Source organism: Rhodococcus sp. SJ-3 (genome assembly GCF_051918125.1).
In the GTDB taxonomy this organism is placed as follows: Bacteria; Actinomycetota; Actinomycetes; order Mycobacteriales; family Mycobacteriaceae; genus Rhodococcus.
On record NZ_CM123306.1, the window covers coordinates 209,953 to 227,371 of the forward strand.

The window sequence follows — 17,419 nt, forward strand, 5'->3', positions numbered from 1 at the left end:
ACGGCCAGCCTATGCCGGGACCTCAGCACGGACCCGATAGCCACCGCCTTCCCGTGGCCCGGTGATCGAGCGACCGCCGTGCAGCCGAGCACGCTCTTCGATACCGGTCAGACCCTGTCCCCCCGGCCGAGCTTCCACGAGTGCGGCGGCGCCGCGCCCGTCGTCGACGATCTCGACGACGAGCGTGTCGGTGCGCCAGTCGAGGGTCACCTCGGTGTGAGCGCGAGGCCCGGCATGTTTGAGGACGTTCGTGAGGGATTCCTGCACGATCCGGTAGACGGACAGGCCCAGGCCGTCCGAGACATCACGGATCTCCCCTGTCACAGCGAGCGTCACTTCCAGGCCGCTCGTGCGTATCTGTTCGACGAGCGTGGGGATGTCGCAGATACCCGGTGTCGTGGTGAATTCACGCGGCGCCTCCTCTCGCAGTACCGACAGCAGCGATCGCATGTCGGTCAGCGCCCGTCGACCCGTTTCGGAGATCGTCGTGAGTGCGGTCGCTGCCGCATCCGGGTCGGCGGACGCTGCGTACCGGCCACCGTCGGCCTGCGCGATGATCGCGGTGAGCGAATGCGCGACGATGTCGTGCATCTCCCGCGCGATGCGGGTGCGTTCCTGAGTAGCGGCGAGTTCGGCTTCCTTGAGTCGTTCGACCTCGAGCAATCGGTTGCGTTCGGTGAGGGCTTCCATCTCCCGCACCCGCAGACCCCGGAGACGACCGAATGCCCAAACCCCGCCCACGAACAGTGCCACCATCGTCGCCGAGGCAACCGTATCGACGAGGGTGCGCCCTTCGTACTGCCCGAAGAACCGGATCCCGGCCAGCGCTCCCCCGGTCACCGCTGCCACCAGGGCGATGCTGGCCCACAAGCGCGGGGCATACGCAGCGAGCGCATACACCGCCATGGGCACCGCGACCGGCGCCACCGGCGACATGTCCGAGGACACCGCGAGGTGACCGAACGCCGCAGCGGCCACGATCGCGCCCCCGAGCACGGGACGGGTACGGCGCCAGGCCAGAGGCACACTCAGCGCGAGGACGAGCGCCGCATCACTCCACTCCAGATCCGAGGTCGCCACGACGAGCAATCCGAACGCCGTGACCAGGCCGGCGATGACCGAGTCGACGGCGAGCACGCGGCCACGACTCCACCATTGCCAACGTTCGATCATCGAGGCGGTCTGCACGGATCACACCGTCAGCCGAGCAGCTTGCGCCGCAACGCCTCGTCCTTGTCGAGCACCATGCTCTCGAGTCCGGCCTGGAACTGCTCCATGCGTTCACGCAGCGCCGGGTCGGCAGTCCCGAGAATGCGGGCCGCGAGCAGTCCGGCGTTACGTGCGCCGCCGATCGACACGGTGGCCACGGGAACCCCAGCAGGCATCTGCACGATCGATAGCAGCGAGTCCATTCCGTCGAGGTACTTCAACGGAACCGGAACCCCGATCACGGGCAGCGGGGTCGCGGACGCCACCATCCCCGGCAGGTGGGCTGCACCGCCGGCGCCGGCGATGATGACCTTGATCCCGCGACCGGCGGCGTCCTTCGCATAATCGAGCATGCGCTGGGGGGTCCGGTGGGCGGAGACGACACCGACCTCGAATCGGACACCGAACTCGGCGAGCGCCTCAGCAGCGGCTTCCATCGTGGGCCAATCCGAATCGCTGCCCATGATCAGGCCGACCTGTGCGCCTTGCGTCATCGCGGTTTCCTGTGCCGTGTCTGTCACTCTGATTCTCCCGTGTGTTCGTTCCAGCCGTCGGTCCACTGTGCGTGCGAGAGCCAATGCGCGGCACGTTCGGCTCGTTCCCGAACCGCTGCGACGTACTCGGCGTCGTCGAGTGAGCCGGACGGGTCGCCGAGCAGGTTGACGTGCCCGATCTTGCGGTCCTTGCGTTCACCCTTGCCGTAGAGGTGTACACGCACGTCGGGCATCCGGGCGAACAGATGATGGAGTCGCTCGTCCATGCTCATCGCCGGAGCTTCCGGCGCGCCGAGGACGTTGGCCATCACCACGACGGGGGCGAGGGGGGTCGTGTCGCCGAGAGGGTAGTCGAGCACCGCGCGCAGGTGCTGCTCGAACTGGCCCGTTCGCGCACCGTCCATTCCCCAGTGCCCCGAGTTGTGCGGGCGCATCGCGAGTTCGTTGACGATCAACTCACCGGCCTGGGTCTCGAACAGTTCGACGGCCATCACACCGACCACGCCGAGCTCACCTGCGATCCGCAACGCAAGCTGCTCTGCGTCAGCCGCAACGTGCGCGGGCAGACCCGGTGCCGGTGCGATCACGACGGAGCACTGGCCTTCTCGTTGCACAGTCTCCACGACCGGCCAGCTTGCACCCTGCCCGAACGGCGAGCGGGCGACCATCGCCGACAGCTCCCGACGCCATGCCACCTTCTCCTCCGCGAGCAGCGGCACGCCGCGATCGAGTTGTTCCGAGACGATCCGCTCCAGTTCGGCCTCGTCGTCGATGATCCACACCCCGCGGCCGTCGTACCCGCCGCGGGCGGCCTTGAGCACGAACGGCCATCCGAGGTGTTCCCGAGCCGAGGCAAGGTCGCCGGTCGAGGTGATCTCCGCGAACTTCGGCATGGGCGCACCGAACGCGCCGAGCCGCTTGCGCATCGCGATCTTGTCCTGCGCGAAGATCAGCGCTTGCGGCGGAGGCAGTACGGCGACGCCCTCGCTCTGCAGAACTTCGAGGTGTTCGGTCGGAACGCCTTCATGGTCGAAGGTCAGCGCGTGGGCACCGGTGGCGGCGCGCCGCAGCGCGTCGAGATCGTCGTGGCTGCCGATTACGAGGTCGGGGCTCACCTGAGCGGCCGGTTCGTCCTCACTGCCCGCGAGTACACGCAGCGTCTGGCCGAGCGCGATCGCGGCCTGATGCGTCATCCGCGCGAGCTGGCCACCGCCGATCATCGTCACGACGGGCATCCCCGCAGTCAGCGCGCGGGGAGAGTCGGATCTGGGGAGCGAGTCAGGTCTACCGGTCACAGCTGACAATGGTGTCACAGGCCGGAGCGCCGTCGTGACAGGGCAGCAAGCCGCCCCCGAGTCGCGGGACCCGCCACTTTCGCGGCCCGGCGAACATTTCGGGACGAATATTCCGAATCGTCACTTTCCTGTGGTAAGTCTGAAAATTTTCGATGTAGTTCGTGGAAATCGCTCCACGTTTCGTAGACTCGGCCGAGTGTCCGTCGTCGATGATGCTCTGAGCCGCTTTCCCGCACCATTACGGGAGCTGATGTTGCGTCACCGCGAACTCATCAAGTTCGCGATCGTCGGAGGTACGACCTTTTTGATCGACTCCGGGATCTTCTACACCTTGAAGCTGACGGTGCTCTCGGAGAAGCCCGTCACCGCGAAGATCATCGCCGGTGTGGTCGCAGTGATCTGCTCGTACATCCTCAACCGCGAATGGTCGTTCCGAAACCGCGGGGGACGAGAACGCGCGCACGAAGCGTTCCTGTTCTTCTTCGTCAGCGGAATCGGGGTGGTTCTCAGCTTCATTCCGCTGTGGATCTCGAGTTACGTCTTCAACCTGCGTGTACCCGAGGTCAGCCTCGCCGTCGAGAACATTGCCGACTTCGTCAGCGCGTACCTCATCGGAAACCTGCTGCAGATGTTCTTCCGCTTCTACTGTTTCAAGCGATTCGTGTTCCCCGACGAAACCGTCCCGGATGTGCACACGGTGGACGAATTGGACAAGCCCGACCTCGACCGGACCTGACCGCCCTCTCACCTCGGTTCCCGGACTCCGTCCATGTGCACCGACGTCCAGTCGCGCGCCGCGCCGAGGAACAACGCGAACAGGGCTGGTCGTCGTCGCTGCAATTCGAGTCGCCCACCGTCTGCTTCCGCGAGTGCACGAGCGAGCGCGAGTCCGACCCCGGTCGATCCTCGCCCTGAGAAACCTCGATCGAAGATGTGCGGCACGAGGTCGTCGCTGACGCCGTCGCCTTCGTCGCTGACTTCGACGCACACAGTCGAATCCCCCCGCATCGCGACATGCCGCACGGATACCGTGCACGTGCCGCCGCCGTGAGCAAGAGCGTTGTCGACGAGGACAGCGACCGCTTCACGCAGACGCGATGCAGTCACGGACGAGCGCAAGGACGGGTCACCCCGAAGGACCAGATCGCGATCTGCATCGTGGTACGGACCGCGCCAGTCGGCGATCACGCCCGCAAGCTCACCTACCACGGAGACTTCGGTCCGTAATTCGGCTCCGCTGTTCCGAGACTGACGCACGAGCCCGGCGATGGCTGTGGTGAGGCGGTCGACCTGAGCCATCGCCGCCTCGGCCTCCTCGACCACTGTCGGATCCTCGTGCGTGGACAGCTCGTCGAGTCGAAGGCGGATCGCGGTCATGCGGGAGCGGAGTTGATGGGAGACGTCGCCGACCAGCGCATGCTCGCGTTGCAGGCGCCCCGAGATCTCCACCGCAGCGGAGTCGAGCACATCCGAGACCCGGTCGAGCTCTGCGATGGAATGACGCTGCGGCACCGGTTTGAAGTCTCCCTCGGCGAGCCTGGCTGCGCGCGCGGCCACATCACGCAGCGGGAAGGCCAGCCGTCTGGCGGTAGCCACCGCCACCAGCGCCCCTACTGCAACGGACAACAGGACTAGGAAGCCGACCGCGGCGAGCACCTGCCGTTGCAGCGTGCGCATGCTCTCGGAGGGGGCCTCGATCCGCAGCGACCCGGAGGTACCCATCGACAAGGACTCGACGAGGGGATTCTCCGGGGTGGCGTCACCGATGTCGAGGCGCGCTGCCTCGTTCTCAGGAGTGGGATAGACCACGACCACGCGTCCGCCGTCGGGTACGAGAAGCCGCAACGAACCGGTATCGAGTCCTCCCACCACGAGGCCGTCCGTGCCTTCCTGCGCAATGATCTCGTCCGACATCCGCTCGAGCCGATCTCGGAGGTCTCTGCGTGTGGTGTCCTCCACGAACAGATAAGCGGTGAAAGCGAGTGGGATCCCCAGCAGAAGAGCGACGAGCAGCACCGCAGCCAGAACGGCATTGAGGATGCGCCTGCGCACCGTCGGGCCCCTTCTAGTCGGTGTTCAGCCGGAAACCGACCCCGCGGACGGTCGCGATGCGTCGTTCCCCGGCCGGCCCCTCGTCGCCGATCTTCCGACGCAGCCACGACATGTGCATGTCGAGGGTCTTCGAACCTCGGAGATCTGCGTCGCCCCACACCTCGTCGAGAATTGCGTCGCGCGAGACGACCTGCCCGGCATGCTCGAGCAGGACACGCAGGAGTTCGTACTCCTTGTTCGCAAGGGTCACCTCGGAGCCGTCGACGAGAACACGCCGCGCTGCGCGTTCGAGGCGGATCCCGGAGACCTCGACAACTTCGTCCGCGTCACCGCCGCCGCGGCGGCGCAGCAGCGCGCGTACTCGCGCCATCAGTTCGGCGAGCCGGAACGGCTTACCGACATAGTCGTCGGCGCCTGCGTCGAGCCCCACCACGAAATCGACCTCGTCGGTGCGCGCTGTGAGCATCAGCACCGCCAGGTCGGAACGATTCGCTCTGATCTGACGGCACACTTCGAGGCCGTCCATGCCCGGCAACCCGAGGTCGAGGATCAGCAACTCGTAGTTCCCGGAAAGCGCTTGTTCGAGCGCTCGGGGGCCGGTGGCCTCGACGGTCACGTCGTAGCCCTCACGCCCCAGCGCTCGGGACAGAGGCGCAGCGATTGCTTCATCGTCTTCCGCTAGCAGAACGGCAGTCACTCGCTCAGCCTACGGACAGGCCGACGCGAAACCGGATCACCACGCCAGTCACCATGCCTTGCGATGTCCCCCACCTTCGCCGGAAGGTTGCGCCGCGGGACGGCCGGTGGGGGAATCGTCCTGTGCCTCGAACGCCGTCCGGTACAGCAGGGTGTGCACCTTCTGGACGTCGGGAATGTTGTCGAATTCGAGGGGGTCGTCAGCGGCCGAGACCACCACGAGCGTGCCTGTGCGCAGGATCCGGTCGACGAGGCCGTGCCGGAACTGCACGTTGCTGATGCGCCCCATCGGGATGTCGATGCCGGTATGAGTGATCACGCCCTGACGCACGAGCACCCGCCGATCCGTGACGATGAAATGGGTGGTCAGCCACCGAATCAAGGGGGCGACACATCGCCACCCCACGAGGATCGCCCACAACACCAGCACCGCTACCACCACGGCTGCGGATGCGCCGCCGTCGAGGCGGGTCTGTGCAAGCCCGACCAAGAATCCTGTGACGGCCGTGGCCGGCAGGAATACGACGACCGGAACGATCAGCATCTTCGCGTGCGGATGCCGGTGGAGCAGCAGATTCTCATCCGGTGCGAGCGCGTCCTCCGGGTATCCCATGGACACCACGATGGCACACCGGTCTACACCGGCCGCAGGTGCGTGATGTCGCCCGCGGCCACCGCGACAGGCTCACCTTCTCCGTCCGGTTGGATGACGATGCGACCCTCCTCGTCGATGTTCACGGCCCTGCCGTGCAGTTCTGCGTCCCCGGGCAGGATTGCGCGTACCCGCCTGCCGAGGGTGCTGCATCGATCCCGGTACGCGTCCGCGGCGACCGTGGGATCCCAGCCGTGCCGTTCCCACTGCCGGATGCGTTCGGCGAACGAAGCCAGCAGAGCCTCTGCGAGCCTCGTGCGATCGAGTTCGTGTGCGCCGGCGAGCAGCAGTGACGTCGCAGTGGGTACGGGCAGTTCGTCCTCGGTGAGCGTGACGTTGAGCCCCACACCGACGATGACTGTGGGAACAGGGGCTGTCGACGCCACTTCGACGAGAATGCCTGCAAGCTTACGGTCGCCGACGAGGACGTCATTGGGCCACTTGAGCTCTGCCGGAACACCGGTGACTTCACGGACGGCGTCGACGATCGCGATACCGGTGAGCAGCGGAAGCCAACCGAGATCGGCAAGGGCGACACCGGGCAGTTTCAGCAGCACCGACACGATCACCTGTGCCCGGGGAATTCCGTTCCAGGCGCGCGAGTGCCGTCCGCGTCCTCCGCTCTGGAACTCGGCGAGCAGAACGCGACGGTCGCCGGATGCGGCCTCGGCGAGCAGATCGGCGTTCGTCGACCCTGTTTCGTCGACGACGTCGACGCGTTCGTAGAACCCGTCGTCACCTTCTGCGCCGTCCACCAGCACGTGTCGCAGCTGCGATACGTCGAGCGGAACACGCAGGTCGGAATCATCGGGCAATTCGGGGTTGCGGGGCATGCGCCCCAGCCTAAAGTGGCCGAAAACAACTACTGGCGGGTAGCTCCAGTTCAATAATTCAACGCACACGGACCTCCGTGCGGCGGCGCAGATTGACGATCGCTAAGCTGACTGCCCATGACCACTGTCCAGGAGCCGTCCGCGCCCGAGGCGGCGAGTACGCCCGATATCCACACCACCGCCGGTAAGCTGGCAGACCTGCGCGAACGCCAGGCCAAGGCTCAGGCTCCGGTCGGTGAAGCAGCCATCGAGAAGGTCCACGCCAAAGGCAAGATGACCGCCCGCGAGCGCATTACCGCGCTCCTCGACGAAGGCTCGTTCGTCGAGATCGATGCGCTTGCCCGCCACCGCAGCACCAACTTCGGCCTCGCCGACAACCGTCCCATCGGTGACGGCGTCGTCACCGGCTACGGCACCGTCGACGGTCGCGATGTCTGTGTGTTCTCCCAGGACGCGACCGTCTTCGGCGGCAGCCTCGGTGAGGTCTACGGCGAGAAGATCGTCAAGGTGATGGACCTGGCACTGCGCACCGGCCGACCGCTGATCGGCATCAATGAAGGCGCAGGCGCTCGCATCCAGGAAGGCGTCGTCTCCCTCGGCCTCTACGGCGAGATCTTCCACCGCAACGTGCAGGCCTCCGGCGTGATCCCACAGATCTCACTGATCATGGGCCCCGCCGCCGGTGGGCACGTCTACTCCCCTGCCCTCACCGACTTCGTGGTGATGGTCGACCAGACCAGCCAGATGTTCGTCACGGGCCCCGATGTCATCAAGACCGTCACCGGCGAAGACGTCACCATGGAAGATCTCGGTGGCGCCCACACCCACATGGTCAAGTCGGGTGTCGCCCACTACGTCGGCAGCGACGAGCAGGACGCCCTCGACTACGTCAAGGATCTGCTCTCCTATCTGCCGTCGAACAATCAGGCTGCGACGCCGCGCATGGCGCCGACGGACCCGATCGTCGGCGCCATCGAGGACTCACTCACCGACGAGGATCTCGAACTCGACACGATCATCCCGGATTCGGCGAACCAGCCGTACGACATGCATGAGGTCATCCGTCGTCTCCTCGACGACGACGAGTTCCTCGAGGTTCAGGCCGAGCGCGCCCAGAACGTCATCGTCGGCTTCGGTCGCGTCGACGGCCGCAGCGTCGGCATCGTCGCCAACCAGCCGATGCAGTTCGCCGGCTGCCTCGACATCGATGCCTCCGAGAAGGCTGCCCGCTTCGTGCGCACCTGCGACGCGTTCAACGTCCCGATCATCACGCTGGTCGACGTCCCGGGCTTCCTCCCCGGCACCGAGCAGGAGTACAACGGCATCATCCGCCGCGGCGCGAAGCTCCTCTACGCATACGGCGAAGCGACCGTCGGCAAGATCACCGTCATCACCCGCAAGGCCTACGGCGGAGCGTACGACGTGATGGGTTCGAAGCATATGGGCGCAGACGTGAACCTCGCCTGGCCGACCGCGCAGATCGCCGTCATGGGCGCCTCCGGTGCCGTCGGATTCGTGTACCGCGGCAAGCTCAAGGAGGCCGCCGCGAACGGTCAGGACGTCGACGCACTGCGCCTCGAACTGCAGAACGAGTACGAGGACACTCTCGTGAACCCGTACGTCGCGGCAGAGCGCGGTTACGTCGACGCGGTCATCCCGCCGTCGCATACCCGCGGCCAGATCGTGTCCGCACTGCGGCTCCTCGAGCGCAAGATGGTCTCGCTCCCGCCGAAGAAGCATGGGAACATTCCGCTGTGACCGCGCTGACCGAGGAAAAGATCATCACTGACGCAGAGCTGACCGCCGTGACCGACGGTGCCCTCGAGGGCACCGAGACCTCGGCGGCTTCGGACCCGGAGCCTGCAGCTACCTCCGACGCGCCCGCGATCCGCATCGTGAAGGGAAACCCGACCGACGCCGATGTGGCAGCGTTGGTCACAGTGCTCGCGGCCGCGAGCGCAGGCAGTGTGCCTGAGGGCGACGGAAAACCGCCGGAGACATGGGGGGCACCCACCCGGATGCACAGGCAGTGGGCGCCGTTCTCGCCGTACTCCTACCCCAACCGCGGCTGATCCATGCCCCGTTTGGTCCTCGCCTCGGCGTCGCAGGCACGGTTGTCCGTGCTACGCGGCGCCGGGGTCGAGCCGTTCGTACAGGTGTCCGAGGTCGACGAGGACGCGCTCATCGCGGAACTCGGCCCCGCCGCGGCACCCGAAGCTGTGGTCACCACACTGGCCCGTGCCAAGGCAACCGACGTCTTTCGTGCACTCACCGCAGACGGCCGCGCCCGTGACCAACACGAGGATCTCGTGGTGATCGGCTGCGATTCGATGCTGTTGTTCGACGGGAAGCTCCAGGGAAAACCCGGCACCGTCGACGTGGCCCGGGCCCGCTGGAAGCGAATGTCCGGGCACAGCGCAGAATTGCTGACCGGGCACAGTGTGCTGCGTGCACGCGGCGGGCAGATCGTCTCGCAGGTCGACGACCATTCCGGCACGACCGTGCGTTTCGGCACTCCGTCCGATGCCGACCTCGAAGCCTATCTCGCGACCGGTGAGGCGCTCGAAGTCGCCGGAGCGTTCACACTCGACGGTCTCGGTGGCTGGTTCATCGACGGTATCGAAGGCGATCCGTCGTCGGTGATCGGGATCGGCCTGCCTCTCGTCCGGCGCCTCCTCCTCGATGTCGGGGTCTCCGTCGCAGACCTCTGGTCCTCGAACTCCTTCGCCGATGAGTGACCGCAGCGCGACGGAAGAAAGCTTCGAGCGCCTCCGAGCGGAACCGTTCTTCGAGGTGGTCGTCGATCTCGTCGCAGGCTACCTTGCCACCGCATTCGACGATCCGGATTCGGTCGCGGGCGAAACGTGGACGTTGCGCTGCTTCCCGGCCGTCGACGCACCCTCCGGAACGACCCGCCTGTTCTCGCTCGGCCTCGGGGCGCTCGATGTGCTCTACGTCGACCAGTACACCGAGAACGGCGAGACGGTCGACTACCACACCGTGATGGTCACCTCGACCTCCGCTCTGCTTCGACAACTCGGATGTCGGCTCGACGAACTCCCCTTGCGCTACCCGCTACTGCGTTTCCGGCCGGTCGAGAATGCGGCTGCGGAAGGGGACGCCGTGGCGATCGACTGGTTCCTCTCCGACGAGGGCGCCGACGATCAGTTCTTCACGCTGCCGCTCGACGAGTCCACGATCGGACCCCTTGCCGCGCTGCTGACCGATAGCGACGGCCACTCGCATGCTCGGTCCCACAACCCGTGGTTCGCGGAGTATGTGCTCGCCGCAATGGAAGACGACGACTGACCTACCGATCGCGCGCCAACGCCCTCGCCCTCGGTTGCCGTCCTTCGAGTCCGCTGCACCGAAGTGGTGGCCGATCACACCCCGATCGTCGAGCGTCGCAGTGCCGCGGCCATGGCGTCCGCTTTCGACTTCGCTCGGTCGGCGTCGACGCCGATGAAGAGCTCGTCGACCGAGTCGTGCCACAGCTCGCGCCAGCGCTCGAAACGCTCGGGAGTGAGCCCGTATTTCCCGTGCAATGCACGGTGAACGGGAGTGAACGCCCCCTCGTAACGCGACGTGCGGAAGAGGATCTGTTCCCAGAAATCACCGACGACCACGAGGTGCTCGTCGAGGCCGACGATCGCGAGCACCTCGAACACCGGGGCCAGCAGAGGGTCTGCCATCGCCCGTTCGTAGAAGAGCTTCACCAGCCGGTCGATGTCGGCACGCGACGACAGCTCGGCGCGGTGGGGTCGACTGGAGGTCACACCCACCGAAGGTACCGCTTAGAATCGACGACGCACCTGCCACCACTGCCTCAGGAGCCCCTGTGCCCGTCGCGCCCGATCCCCACACTTCCTTCGCTGCCTACGCAGATCCCGGCCGCCTCGTGTCCTCCGAGTGGCTGTCCGCTCATCTGGGCCACCCCGAGGTGAAGGTCGTCGAATCCGACGAGGACGTGCTTCTCTACGACGTCGGGCACATTCCCGGCGCGGTGAAGATCGACTGGCATCTCGACCTCAACGATCCGGTCACTCGCGACTACATCGACGGTGCCGCGTTCGCCGCGCTCATGGACCGCAAGGGGATCCGGCGCACCGACACGGTCGTGATCTACGGCGACAAGTCCAATTGGTGGGCCGCATACGCACTGTGGGTGTTCACACTGTTCGGTCACGAGGATGTCCGCCTGCTCGACGGCGGCCGCGACGCGTGGATCTCCGAGAACCGCGACACCACCCTCGACATTCCCGTCACGACGACCAGCGGCTACCCCGTCGTCGAGCGCAACGACGCTCCCATACGGGCTTTCAAGGACGACGTGCTCGACCACCTGGGCAAGGGTCCGCTGGTGGATGTCCGGTCGCCGCAGGAGTACACCGGTGAGCGCACCCATATGCCCGACTACCCGGAGGAAGGCGCGCTGCGCGGTGGTCACATCCCCACCGCGGTATCGATCCCGTGGGCGAAGGCCGCGGCGCCCGACGGTCGATTCCGTTCGCGCAGCGAACTCGACGAGATCTATGCAGGTATCAGCAAGGACGACGACATCGTCGCGTACTGCCGCATCGGTGAGCGGTCGAGCCACACCTGGTTCGTGCTGACTCATCTGCTCGGCTACCCCAATGTGCGGAACTACGACGGTTCGTGGACCGAGTGGGGCAACGCCGTGCGCGTCCCGATCGCCCGCGGCGAGGAGCCTGGAATCCTCCCGGCGTCATGAGTATCCCCGCACAGCTCGCCGAGATCGTGGACGACTTCGCCGCCGTCGAGGGCCAGGACAAACTCCAGTTACTCCTCGAGTTCAGCCGTGAGTTGCCTCCGCTGCCTGCCGAACTCGAGGAAGCAGCGATGGAGCCGGTCCCCGAATGCCAGTCACCCCTGTTCCTTTCCGTCGACGCAGCCGACCGGGCGCACGTGAAGCTTCATTTCAGTGCGCCCGCCGAGGCACCCACCACGCGTGGTTTCGCGTCGATCCTGCACCAGGGACTCGACGGCCTCAGCGCACAGGAGATCCTCGACGTCCCTGACGACTTCTACTCCGATCTCGGTCTGGCCGACGCGGTCAGTCCGCTGCGGCTTCGCGGCATGAGCGCGATGCTCGCGCGTATCAAGCGGCATCTGCGGGCCTGAAAGTCCATGGAGTTCACGGAGCTCGCCGACTATTCCATCCCGGCGGGGACCTTGACCGAGTGGTTGCCCTGCGCCGCGGAAGATGCTTGGCGTCAGGATCCTCGTCCGGCGTCGTACATCCACGAGGCGCACCTGCGCCGGTCTGCTGATCCGCGGACCGGCCAGGGCCGGGAATCGTGGCTGGGCACCGCTTTCGAGATTGCGGGCCCACTCGACCCGGAGGTATTCGGTCGTGCCCTCCAACGGTGGATCGACCGTCATGAGCCCCTGCGTAGTCAAGCGACGTTCACCTCGAAGGACAATCCGGCCAGCGCGCTGATCCGCCGGACGGCACCACCCGGAAAGGTTGCGGTGCGGCGGGTGCAACACGACCCGGCAGATTCCGCCACCATCCGGACTCAGCTCCATCTGTTGTACGACGACTACACGACACCCCAGCTGTGGCCCGCTTATGTCTTCGCGACACTGACCCACGAACCCGCCGATTCGCACGAGGAATCAGGTGGGCAGAGCGAACGGGGCACCGACCGGGTCTTCACGGTGTTCTTCGGAGCCGATCACTCGATCATCGACGGCTACTCCATCGTGCTCGTGGCGCACGAGATCACGGCACTGTACGAGGAAGAAAGGACCGGCCGACCGGCCGATCTGTTTCCCGTCGGCAGTTACATCGATTTCGGAGCCTCCGAGCGTGCCGACGCCAGCGACCTCGACATCGATCACGAGGCGGTGCGGATCTGGCGCACCACGCTGCAGGAGAGCGGAGGCGCGATGCCGGAGTTCCCGCTGCCGATCGGCCGACGCACCACCAGGACCTCACCCCAGGAACGTCTGTCCGAGCGATGGTTCGACAGCGAGGATGCGACCCGGTTCTCGGAACGATGCCGTGACGCCGACGCCGGGTTCTTCTCAGGGGTGCTGGCGTGTTTCGCTCAGGCCACCACGGACCTCACGGACGCCGACCACTTTCGCACCGTCGTCCCCTCGCATACCCGGACCGGACCGATGTGGGCCGGTTCTCTGGGGTGGTTCGTCGGTCTCCGGCCGATCGATCTCGACCTCGGTGGTTCGCCCGGTTTCGTCGCCCTCGCGAGCCGTGCAGCACAGGAGTCGCGACGCACCCGCGCAAGTGCGCGCATTCCGTTCGACAGGGTCGCTGAATTGCTCGGCGTACCGATCCGTCCTCGGTTTCTCGTGTCGTATATGGACGTCCGGTTCGTGCCCATGGCGGCCCAATGGCCGGAAGCGAACGCCCGGGCGCTGCGCAGCCGCAGTTACACGCACGACGTCTATGTATGGATCAATCGGACGCCCGAGGGCATCAACGTCTCTGCCAGATTCCCCGACAATCCCGAGGCGACGACGAACGTTCCGCGATTCCTGGAACGAATCCGCCTGCTCATGGAACGACTCAACACATCCGGACCGTGGGCGCCCGACCTGGAGAACGCGGGCTTTCCAGCTACTGGTCAGTAGCATTGTGCGTTCGAGTATGCGCCGTAGTGTGTAGAGGCCATCCGGTTACATCGTCTATCCGATTGGCGCTTAGACTGCCGACGACGGAAATAACCTAACGATCGATCAACAGGAGGCTCCGTGCCCAGTCATGCCAGCGCGCAGATCTCGAAGGTGCTTGTCGCGAACCGCGGCGAGATCGCTGTGCGGGTCATCCGAGCCGCCAAGGACGCAGGCTACGGAAGTGTCGCGGTCTACGCCGAACCCGACGCAGACGCACAGTTCGTGAAGCTCGCAGACGAGGCGTTCGCCCTCGGTGGCCAGACCTCGGCCGAGTCCTACCTGGTGTTCGACAAGATCCTCGACGCCGCGGCCAAGTCCGGCGCCGACGCGATCCACCCCGGCTACGGCTTCCTCTCCGAGAACGCCGACTTCGCGCAGGCGGTCATCGACGCGGGTCTGATCTGGATCGGCCCCTCGCCGCAGTCCATCCGCGACCTGGGCGACAAGGTGACGGCACGCCACATCGCCGAACGCGCCAACGCTCCGATGGCAGCAGGCACCAAGGACCCGGTCAAGAACGCCGACGAGGTAGTCGAGTTCGCCAAGCAGTACGGCGTACCCGTCGCCATCAAGGCGGCCTTCGGTGGTGGCGGTCGCGGCATGAAGGTCGCGCAGACCATCGAAGAGATCCCCGAGTTGTTCGAGTCCGCCACCCGCGAGGCCATTGCCGCCTTCGGTCGAGGCGAGTGCTTCGTCGAGCAGTACCTCGACAAAGCCCGCCACGTCGAAGCACAGGTCATCGCAGACCAGCACGGCAACGTCATCGTCGCGGGCACGCGCGACTGCTCGCTGCAGCGCCGCTTCCAGAAGCTCGTCGAAGAGGCTCCCGCGCCGTTCCTCACGGACGACCAGCGTGGTCGCATCCACGCGTCCGCCAAGGCCATCTGCAAGGAAGCCGGCTACTACGGCGCGGGCACCGTCGAGTACCTGGTGCAGGGCGACACGGTCTCGTTCCTCGAGGTCAACACCCGCCTGCAGGTCGAGCATCCGGTCACCGAGGAGACCGCAGGCATCGATCTCGTGCGCCAGCAGTTCCGTATCGCCAACGGCGAGAAGCTCGAGCTGACCGAGGACCCGACGCCGCGCGGTCACTCCTTCGAGTTCCGCATCAACGGCGAGGACGCCGGTCGCGGCTTCATGCCCGCCCCCGGCCCCATCACCGTCTACAAGGAGCCGACGGGCCCCGGCGTGCGCGTCGACTCGGGTGTCGTCCAGGGCGACGTCATCGGCGGCCAGTTCGACTCGATGCTCGCCAAGCTGATCGTCACCGGCGAGAACCGCGAGCAGGCGCTGCAGCGCGCCGCCCGCGCCCTCGCCGAGTTCGAGGTCGACGGCCTCGCCACGGTCATCCCGTTCCACCGCCACATCGTCGAGAACCCGGCGTTCATCGGTGACGGCGAGAAGTTCGACGTCTACACCAAGTGGATCGAGAACGAGTGGGACAACACCATCGAGCCGTTCTCCGGGTCCGGCGCAGCAGATGACGAGGACGAGACACTGCCGCGTCAGAACGTGGTCGTCGAGGTCGGCGGTCGTCGCGTCGAGGTGTCGCTGCCCGGTCAGTTCTCGCTCAGCGGCAACGGCGGAGGCGCTGCAGGCGTCATCCGCAAGAAGCCGAAGGCTCGCAAGCGCGGTGGCGCAGGCGGCGGCAAGGCGTCGGGCGATGCGGTGACCGCTCCGATGCAGGGCACCGTCGTCAAGGTCGCGGTCGCCGAGGGACAGGAAGTCGCCGAGGGCGACCTCATTGCAGTGCTCGAGGCCATGAAGATGGAGAACCCGGTCACCGCACACAAGGCCGGTGTCGTCACCGGTCTGTCGGTGGAGCCGGGTGCAGCCATCACCCAGGGAACGGTCCTCGCCGAGCTCAAGTGATGACGCGCTGAGCGGTCACACGCCGAGCAAGGTCGACGGCGCCCCTCCCCACCCCGGGGATCGGGCGCCGTCGTTTTCTCCACCACAGCAGTTCGGAGAGCATCTGATGGAACCTGTCGAGATCAACGCAGGCAACTGGTACCTCCTCGCGCGTGAGCACGAGGCGTGGGCCGACGACACCGCGTACAGCTGGTCGGTGTGCGAGGCGACGACCGCCGATGTGCAGGCAACCCTCACGCTGGCGCCCGACGGAGCGTTGAGCGGGACCGCGATCGACGGCCACACCGACGCATTGGAGGCGGCCCGTGCTGCAGTCGCGCGATTCGCTGAGGGAGGGCTGGGCCTGACCGTGCGCGGTGAGTGATCCCACCCCCCTCGCCCGGCTCCTACTACTCTGGGCGTATGGCCGAACTGCCCGAGATCCGGATCGGCACCGCGGAGCGCGAAGAAGCGATCGCGTTGCTCGGTGAACACTTCTCGGCCGGTCGGCTGTCACTCGTCGAGTTCGACGATCGAGTCGCGCTTGCGACACAGGCCGTCACTCGTGCCGATCTCGTTCCGTTGTTCTCCGACCTGCCGTCGGCACCGTCGTTCCTGCACACACCCGCGGCGGGAAACGTCGCCACCGACCTCCTCACGCTGGTTCCATTCGCACTCGTTGCACTGGTCATCATGATGGCGGTCCGCCATCCGATCGCCATATTGCTGGGCTTCGTAATCCTGTTCATGGTCGTCAGGCGCGGACTGCGACTGATGCGAGATTCCGGAACCGGGTGACCGCCGGGCCGACCAACGGGACGATTTCGTCACGGCAGCGAGCACTGAGCAGGAAAGTCGTGATCTAGGCTCTGATCATGGACTCCCCCGAAATCCGCATCGGCGACAACGAGCGGGCCGAAGCGTTGAATCTGCTGGGCGAGCATTTCAGCCACGGCCGCCTCAACCTGTCCGAGTTCGAGGAACGGAGCGCGCAGGCTACGTCTGCGACCACCCGCGGGGAACTCGAGATCTTGTTCACCGATCTCCCCACAGTAACGGCAAACGTTCCGGAGACCGTGCGGGAGAAGGACAGTGCATCGGGCACCCTCGATCATTGGCGAGAGATCGTGATGGGCCTTACGCCGCTCCTGGCTCTGGTGCTGTTCTTCGCATTCGACACGTGGCTCTGGTTCCTTCTCGTTCCGGCCGTATCGATCGTCCTGTATGCGGGACGAGACGACGATGACGACAAGCCCGAGAAGGAAAAGAAGAAGAACTGACCCGTGGCCTGTACGTCCCGCTATCGCTGTCGTTTCCCGTTCCGGGGTGTCTCGTATCGCGTCGTCCCGTTGGTGCTCGCCACCATCACCATCACCTTCATGCTGCTCACACCCGGCGGCACCGTCCCCAGTGGCCCGCCTCATACCGACAAGGTCACGCACGCACTGATGTTCGCCGTGCTGGCCTACTGCTCTCGATACGCCCGCATCTCCCCTGTCATCACTGTGGCGTGGCTCGCGGTCTACGGGATCGTCACCGAGATCCTGCAGTCCACGGTCGCAGTGCGACGGTCCGGGTCGGTATGGGACTGGTGCGCCGATCTGGTGGGTATCGCCCTCGGCCTTGCGATCGCCGCCGGTATCGGTCGGCGAGTTCGTGCCGGTCGGACGCAGTAGA

The 17,419-nt window shown here is 65.9% G+C and carries 21 protein-coding genes; 13 read left to right on the forward strand and 8 right to left on the reverse strand.

All coding sequences use genetic code 11. The features are described from left to right. Positions 1-9 precede the first annotated feature (9 nt). Genes ACTDXD_RS01005 through ACTDXD_RS01015 form a run of 3 tightly spaced genes read right to left on the reverse strand, consistent with a single transcriptional unit; the run spans position 10 to position 2,998 of the window. Positions 10-1,188, reverse strand: a complete 1,179-nt coding sequence (locus ACTDXD_RS01005) for a sensor histidine kinase (protein WP_440125367.1) — start codon at positions 1,186-1,188, stop codon at positions 10-12. Positions 1,189-1,199: 11 nt separating this feature from the next. Continuing rightward, positions 1,200-1,703, reverse strand: a complete 504-nt coding sequence (purE, locus tag ACTDXD_RS01010) for a 5-(carboxyamino)imidazole ribonucleotide mutase (RefSeq protein ID WP_440127487.1) — start codon at positions 1,701-1,703, stop codon at positions 1,200-1,202. 23 nt (positions 1,704-1,726) lie between these two features. Next, a complete protein-coding gene (locus tag ACTDXD_RS01015) occupies positions 1,727-2,998 on the reverse strand; it encodes a 5-(carboxyamino)imidazole ribonucleotide synthase (protein WP_440125368.1) in 1,272 nt (423 codons plus the stop codon). Between the two features lie 250 nt (positions 2,999-3,248). On the opposite strand from ACTDXD_RS01015, the gene ACTDXD_RS01020 reads away from it, so the two are divergent. Continuing rightward, positions 3,249-3,734, forward strand: coding sequence for a GtrA family protein (locus ACTDXD_RS01020; RefSeq protein ID WP_440127488.1), 486 nt, complete (start codon positions 3,249-3,251; stop codon positions 3,732-3,734). Positions 3,735-3,742: 8 nt separating this feature from the next. Here ACTDXD_RS01020 and ACTDXD_RS01025 read toward each other — a convergent pair whose 3' ends face one another. The 4 genes from ACTDXD_RS01025 to ACTDXD_RS01040 are packed head-to-tail and all read right to left on the reverse strand — an operon-like array spanning position 3,743 to position 7,231. Next, entirely contained in the window at positions 3,743-5,050 is a 1,308-nt protein-coding gene (locus ACTDXD_RS01025) for a sensor histidine kinase (protein WP_440125369.1), read from the reverse strand. 13 nt (positions 5,051-5,063) lie between these two features. After that, positions 5,064-5,747 carry a response regulator gene (locus tag ACTDXD_RS01030; protein ID WP_169685797.1) on the reverse strand — a complete coding sequence of 228 codons (684 nt, stop codon included), beginning with the start codon at positions 5,745-5,747 and terminating at the stop codon, positions 5,064-5,066. Positions 5,748-5,795: 48 nt separating this feature from the next. Beyond that, positions 5,796-6,359 carry a PH domain-containing protein gene (locus tag ACTDXD_RS01035; RefSeq protein WP_440125370.1) on the reverse strand — a complete coding sequence of 188 codons (564 nt, stop codon included), beginning with the start codon at positions 6,357-6,359 and terminating at the stop codon, positions 5,796-5,798. 23 nt (positions 6,360-6,382) lie between these two features. Continuing rightward, the gene (locus ACTDXD_RS01040) at positions 6,383-7,231 is read right to left on the reverse strand and encodes a biotin--[acetyl-CoA-carboxylase] ligase (protein WP_440125371.1); all 849 of its coding nucleotides are present in this window, start codon (positions 7,229-7,231) and stop codon (positions 6,383-6,385) included. A gap of 117 nt (positions 7,232-7,348) precedes the next feature. Here ACTDXD_RS01040 and ACTDXD_RS01045 point away from each other — a divergent pair, with 117 nt between their 5' ends. Genes ACTDXD_RS01045 through ACTDXD_RS01060 form a run of 4 tightly spaced genes read left to right on the forward strand, consistent with a single transcriptional unit; the run spans position 7,349 to position 10,540 of the window. Continuing rightward, positions 7,349-8,989 carry an acyl-CoA carboxylase subunit beta gene (locus tag ACTDXD_RS01045; RefSeq protein ID WP_440125372.1) on the forward strand — a complete coding sequence of 547 codons (1,641 nt, stop codon included), beginning with the start codon at positions 7,349-7,351 and terminating at the stop codon, positions 8,987-8,989. Then, positions 8,986-9,303 carry an acyl-CoA carboxylase subunit epsilon gene (locus ACTDXD_RS01050; RefSeq protein WP_440125373.1) on the forward strand — a complete coding sequence of 106 codons (318 nt, stop codon included), beginning with the start codon at positions 8,986-8,988 and terminating at the stop codon, positions 9,301-9,303. The genes ACTDXD_RS01045 and ACTDXD_RS01050 overlap by 4 nt, the downstream gene beginning before the upstream one ends. A 3-nt stretch (positions 9,304-9,306) precedes the next feature. Beyond that, positions 9,307-9,969, forward strand: coding sequence for a Maf family protein (locus ACTDXD_RS01055; RefSeq protein ID WP_440125374.1), 663 nt, complete (start codon positions 9,307-9,309; stop codon positions 9,967-9,969). Continuing rightward, positions 9,962-10,540, forward strand: a complete 579-nt coding sequence (locus ACTDXD_RS01060) for a hypothetical protein (protein WP_440125375.1) — start codon at positions 9,962-9,964, stop codon at positions 10,538-10,540. Before ACTDXD_RS01055 ends, ACTDXD_RS01060 begins: the two co-directional genes overlap by 8 nt. A 74-nt stretch (positions 10,541-10,614) precedes the next feature. Here the strand turns inward: ACTDXD_RS01060 and ACTDXD_RS01065 are convergent, their stop codons facing one another. Beyond that, the gene (locus ACTDXD_RS01065; protein WP_440125376.1) at positions 10,615-11,007 is read right to left on the reverse strand and encodes a group III truncated hemoglobin; all 393 of its coding nucleotides are present in this window, start codon (positions 11,005-11,007) and stop codon (positions 10,615-10,617) included. A gap of 62 nt (positions 11,008-11,069) precedes the next feature. On the opposite strand from ACTDXD_RS01065, the gene ACTDXD_RS01070 reads away from it, so the two are divergent. From ACTDXD_RS01070 to ACTDXD_RS01105, 8 genes are all read left to right on the forward strand, one after another. Beyond that, positions 11,070-11,963, forward strand: a complete 894-nt coding sequence (locus ACTDXD_RS01070) for a sulfurtransferase (RefSeq protein ID WP_440125377.1) — start codon at positions 11,070-11,072, stop codon at positions 11,961-11,963. Further along, a complete protein-coding gene (locus tag ACTDXD_RS01075; RefSeq protein WP_440125378.1) occupies positions 11,960-12,373 on the forward strand; it encodes a SufE family protein in 414 nt (137 codons plus the stop codon). The genes ACTDXD_RS01070 and ACTDXD_RS01075 overlap by 4 nt, the downstream gene beginning before the upstream one ends. Before the next feature lie 6 nt (positions 12,374-12,379). After that, the gene (locus ACTDXD_RS01080) at positions 12,380-13,849 is read left to right on the forward strand and encodes a condensation domain-containing protein (RefSeq protein WP_440125379.1); all 1,470 of its coding nucleotides are present in this window, start codon (positions 12,380-12,382) and stop codon (positions 13,847-13,849) included. A 120-nt stretch (positions 13,850-13,969) separates the two neighbouring features. Further along, positions 13,970-15,763: an acetyl/propionyl/methylcrotonyl-CoA carboxylase subunit alpha gene (locus ACTDXD_RS01085; protein ID WP_440125380.1), complete on the forward strand. Its 1,794-nt coding sequence runs from the start codon at positions 13,970-13,972 to the stop codon at positions 15,761-15,763. 106 nt (positions 15,764-15,869) lie between these two features. Next, complete coding sequence (locus tag ACTDXD_RS01090) at positions 15,870-16,127, forward strand: hypothetical protein (protein WP_440125381.1); 258 nt, start codon at positions 15,870-15,872, stop codon at positions 16,125-16,127. A 38-nt stretch (positions 16,128-16,165) separates the two neighbouring features. After that, the gene (locus ACTDXD_RS01095) at positions 16,166-16,540 is read left to right on the forward strand and encodes a DUF1707 SHOCT-like domain-containing protein (protein ID WP_440125382.1); all 375 of its coding nucleotides are present in this window, start codon (positions 16,166-16,168) and stop codon (positions 16,538-16,540) included. Positions 16,541-16,617: 77 nt separating this feature from the next. Next, positions 16,618-17,022, forward strand: a complete 405-nt coding sequence (locus ACTDXD_RS01100; RefSeq protein ID WP_440125383.1) for a DUF1707 SHOCT-like domain-containing protein — start codon at positions 16,618-16,620, stop codon at positions 17,020-17,022. Between the two features lie 99 nt (positions 17,023-17,121). Further along, positions 17,122-17,418, forward strand: a complete 297-nt coding sequence (locus ACTDXD_RS01105; protein WP_440127489.1) for a VanZ family protein — start codon at positions 17,122-17,124, stop codon at positions 17,416-17,418. Position 17,419 lies beyond the last annotated feature (1 nt).

Coding starts and splice junctions, on each gene's coding strand:
- purE (WP_440127487.1), bottom strand. CDS start 1,703: ATGACGCAAGGCGCACAGGTCGGCCTGATCATGGGCAGCGATTCGGAT.
- ACTDXD_RS01020 (WP_440127488.1), top strand. CDS start 3,249: ATGTTGCGTCACCGCGAACTCATCAAGTTCGCGATCGTCGGAGGTACG.
- ACTDXD_RS01035 (WP_440125370.1), bottom strand. CDS start 6,359: ATGGGATACCCGGAGGACGCGCTCGCACCGGATGAGAATCTGCTGCTC.
- ACTDXD_RS01040 (WP_440125371.1), bottom strand. CDS start 7,231: ATGCCCCGCAACCCCGAATTGCCCGATGATTCCGACCTGCGTGTTCCG.
- ACTDXD_RS01045 (WP_440125372.1), top strand. CDS start 7,349: ATGACCACTGTCCAGGAGCCGTCCGCGCCCGAGGCGGCGAGTACGCCC.
- ACTDXD_RS01055 (WP_440125374.1), top strand. CDS start 9,307: ATGCCCCGTTTGGTCCTCGCCTCGGCGTCGCAGGCACGGTTGTCCGTG.
- ACTDXD_RS01060 (WP_440125375.1), top strand. CDS start 9,962: ATGAGTGACCGCAGCGCGACGGAAGAAAGCTTCGAGCGCCTCCGAGCG.
- ACTDXD_RS01075 (WP_440125378.1), top strand. CDS start 11,960: ATGAGTATCCCCGCACAGCTCGCCGAGATCGTGGACGACTTCGCCGCC.
- ACTDXD_RS01080 (WP_440125379.1), top strand. CDS start 12,380: ATGGAGTTCACGGAGCTCGCCGACTATTCCATCCCGGCGGGGACCTTG.
- ACTDXD_RS01090 (WP_440125381.1), top strand. CDS start 15,870: ATGGAACCTGTCGAGATCAACGCAGGCAACTGGTACCTCCTCGCGCGT.
- ACTDXD_RS01095 (WP_440125382.1), top strand. CDS start 16,166: ATGGCCGAACTGCCCGAGATCCGGATCGGCACCGCGGAGCGCGAAGAA.
- ACTDXD_RS01100 (WP_440125383.1), top strand. CDS start 16,618: ATGGACTCCCCCGAAATCCGCATCGGCGACAACGAGCGGGCCGAAGCG.
- ACTDXD_RS01105 (WP_440127489.1), top strand. CDS start 17,122: ATGCTGCTCACACCCGGCGGCACCGTCCCCAGTGGCCCGCCTCATACC.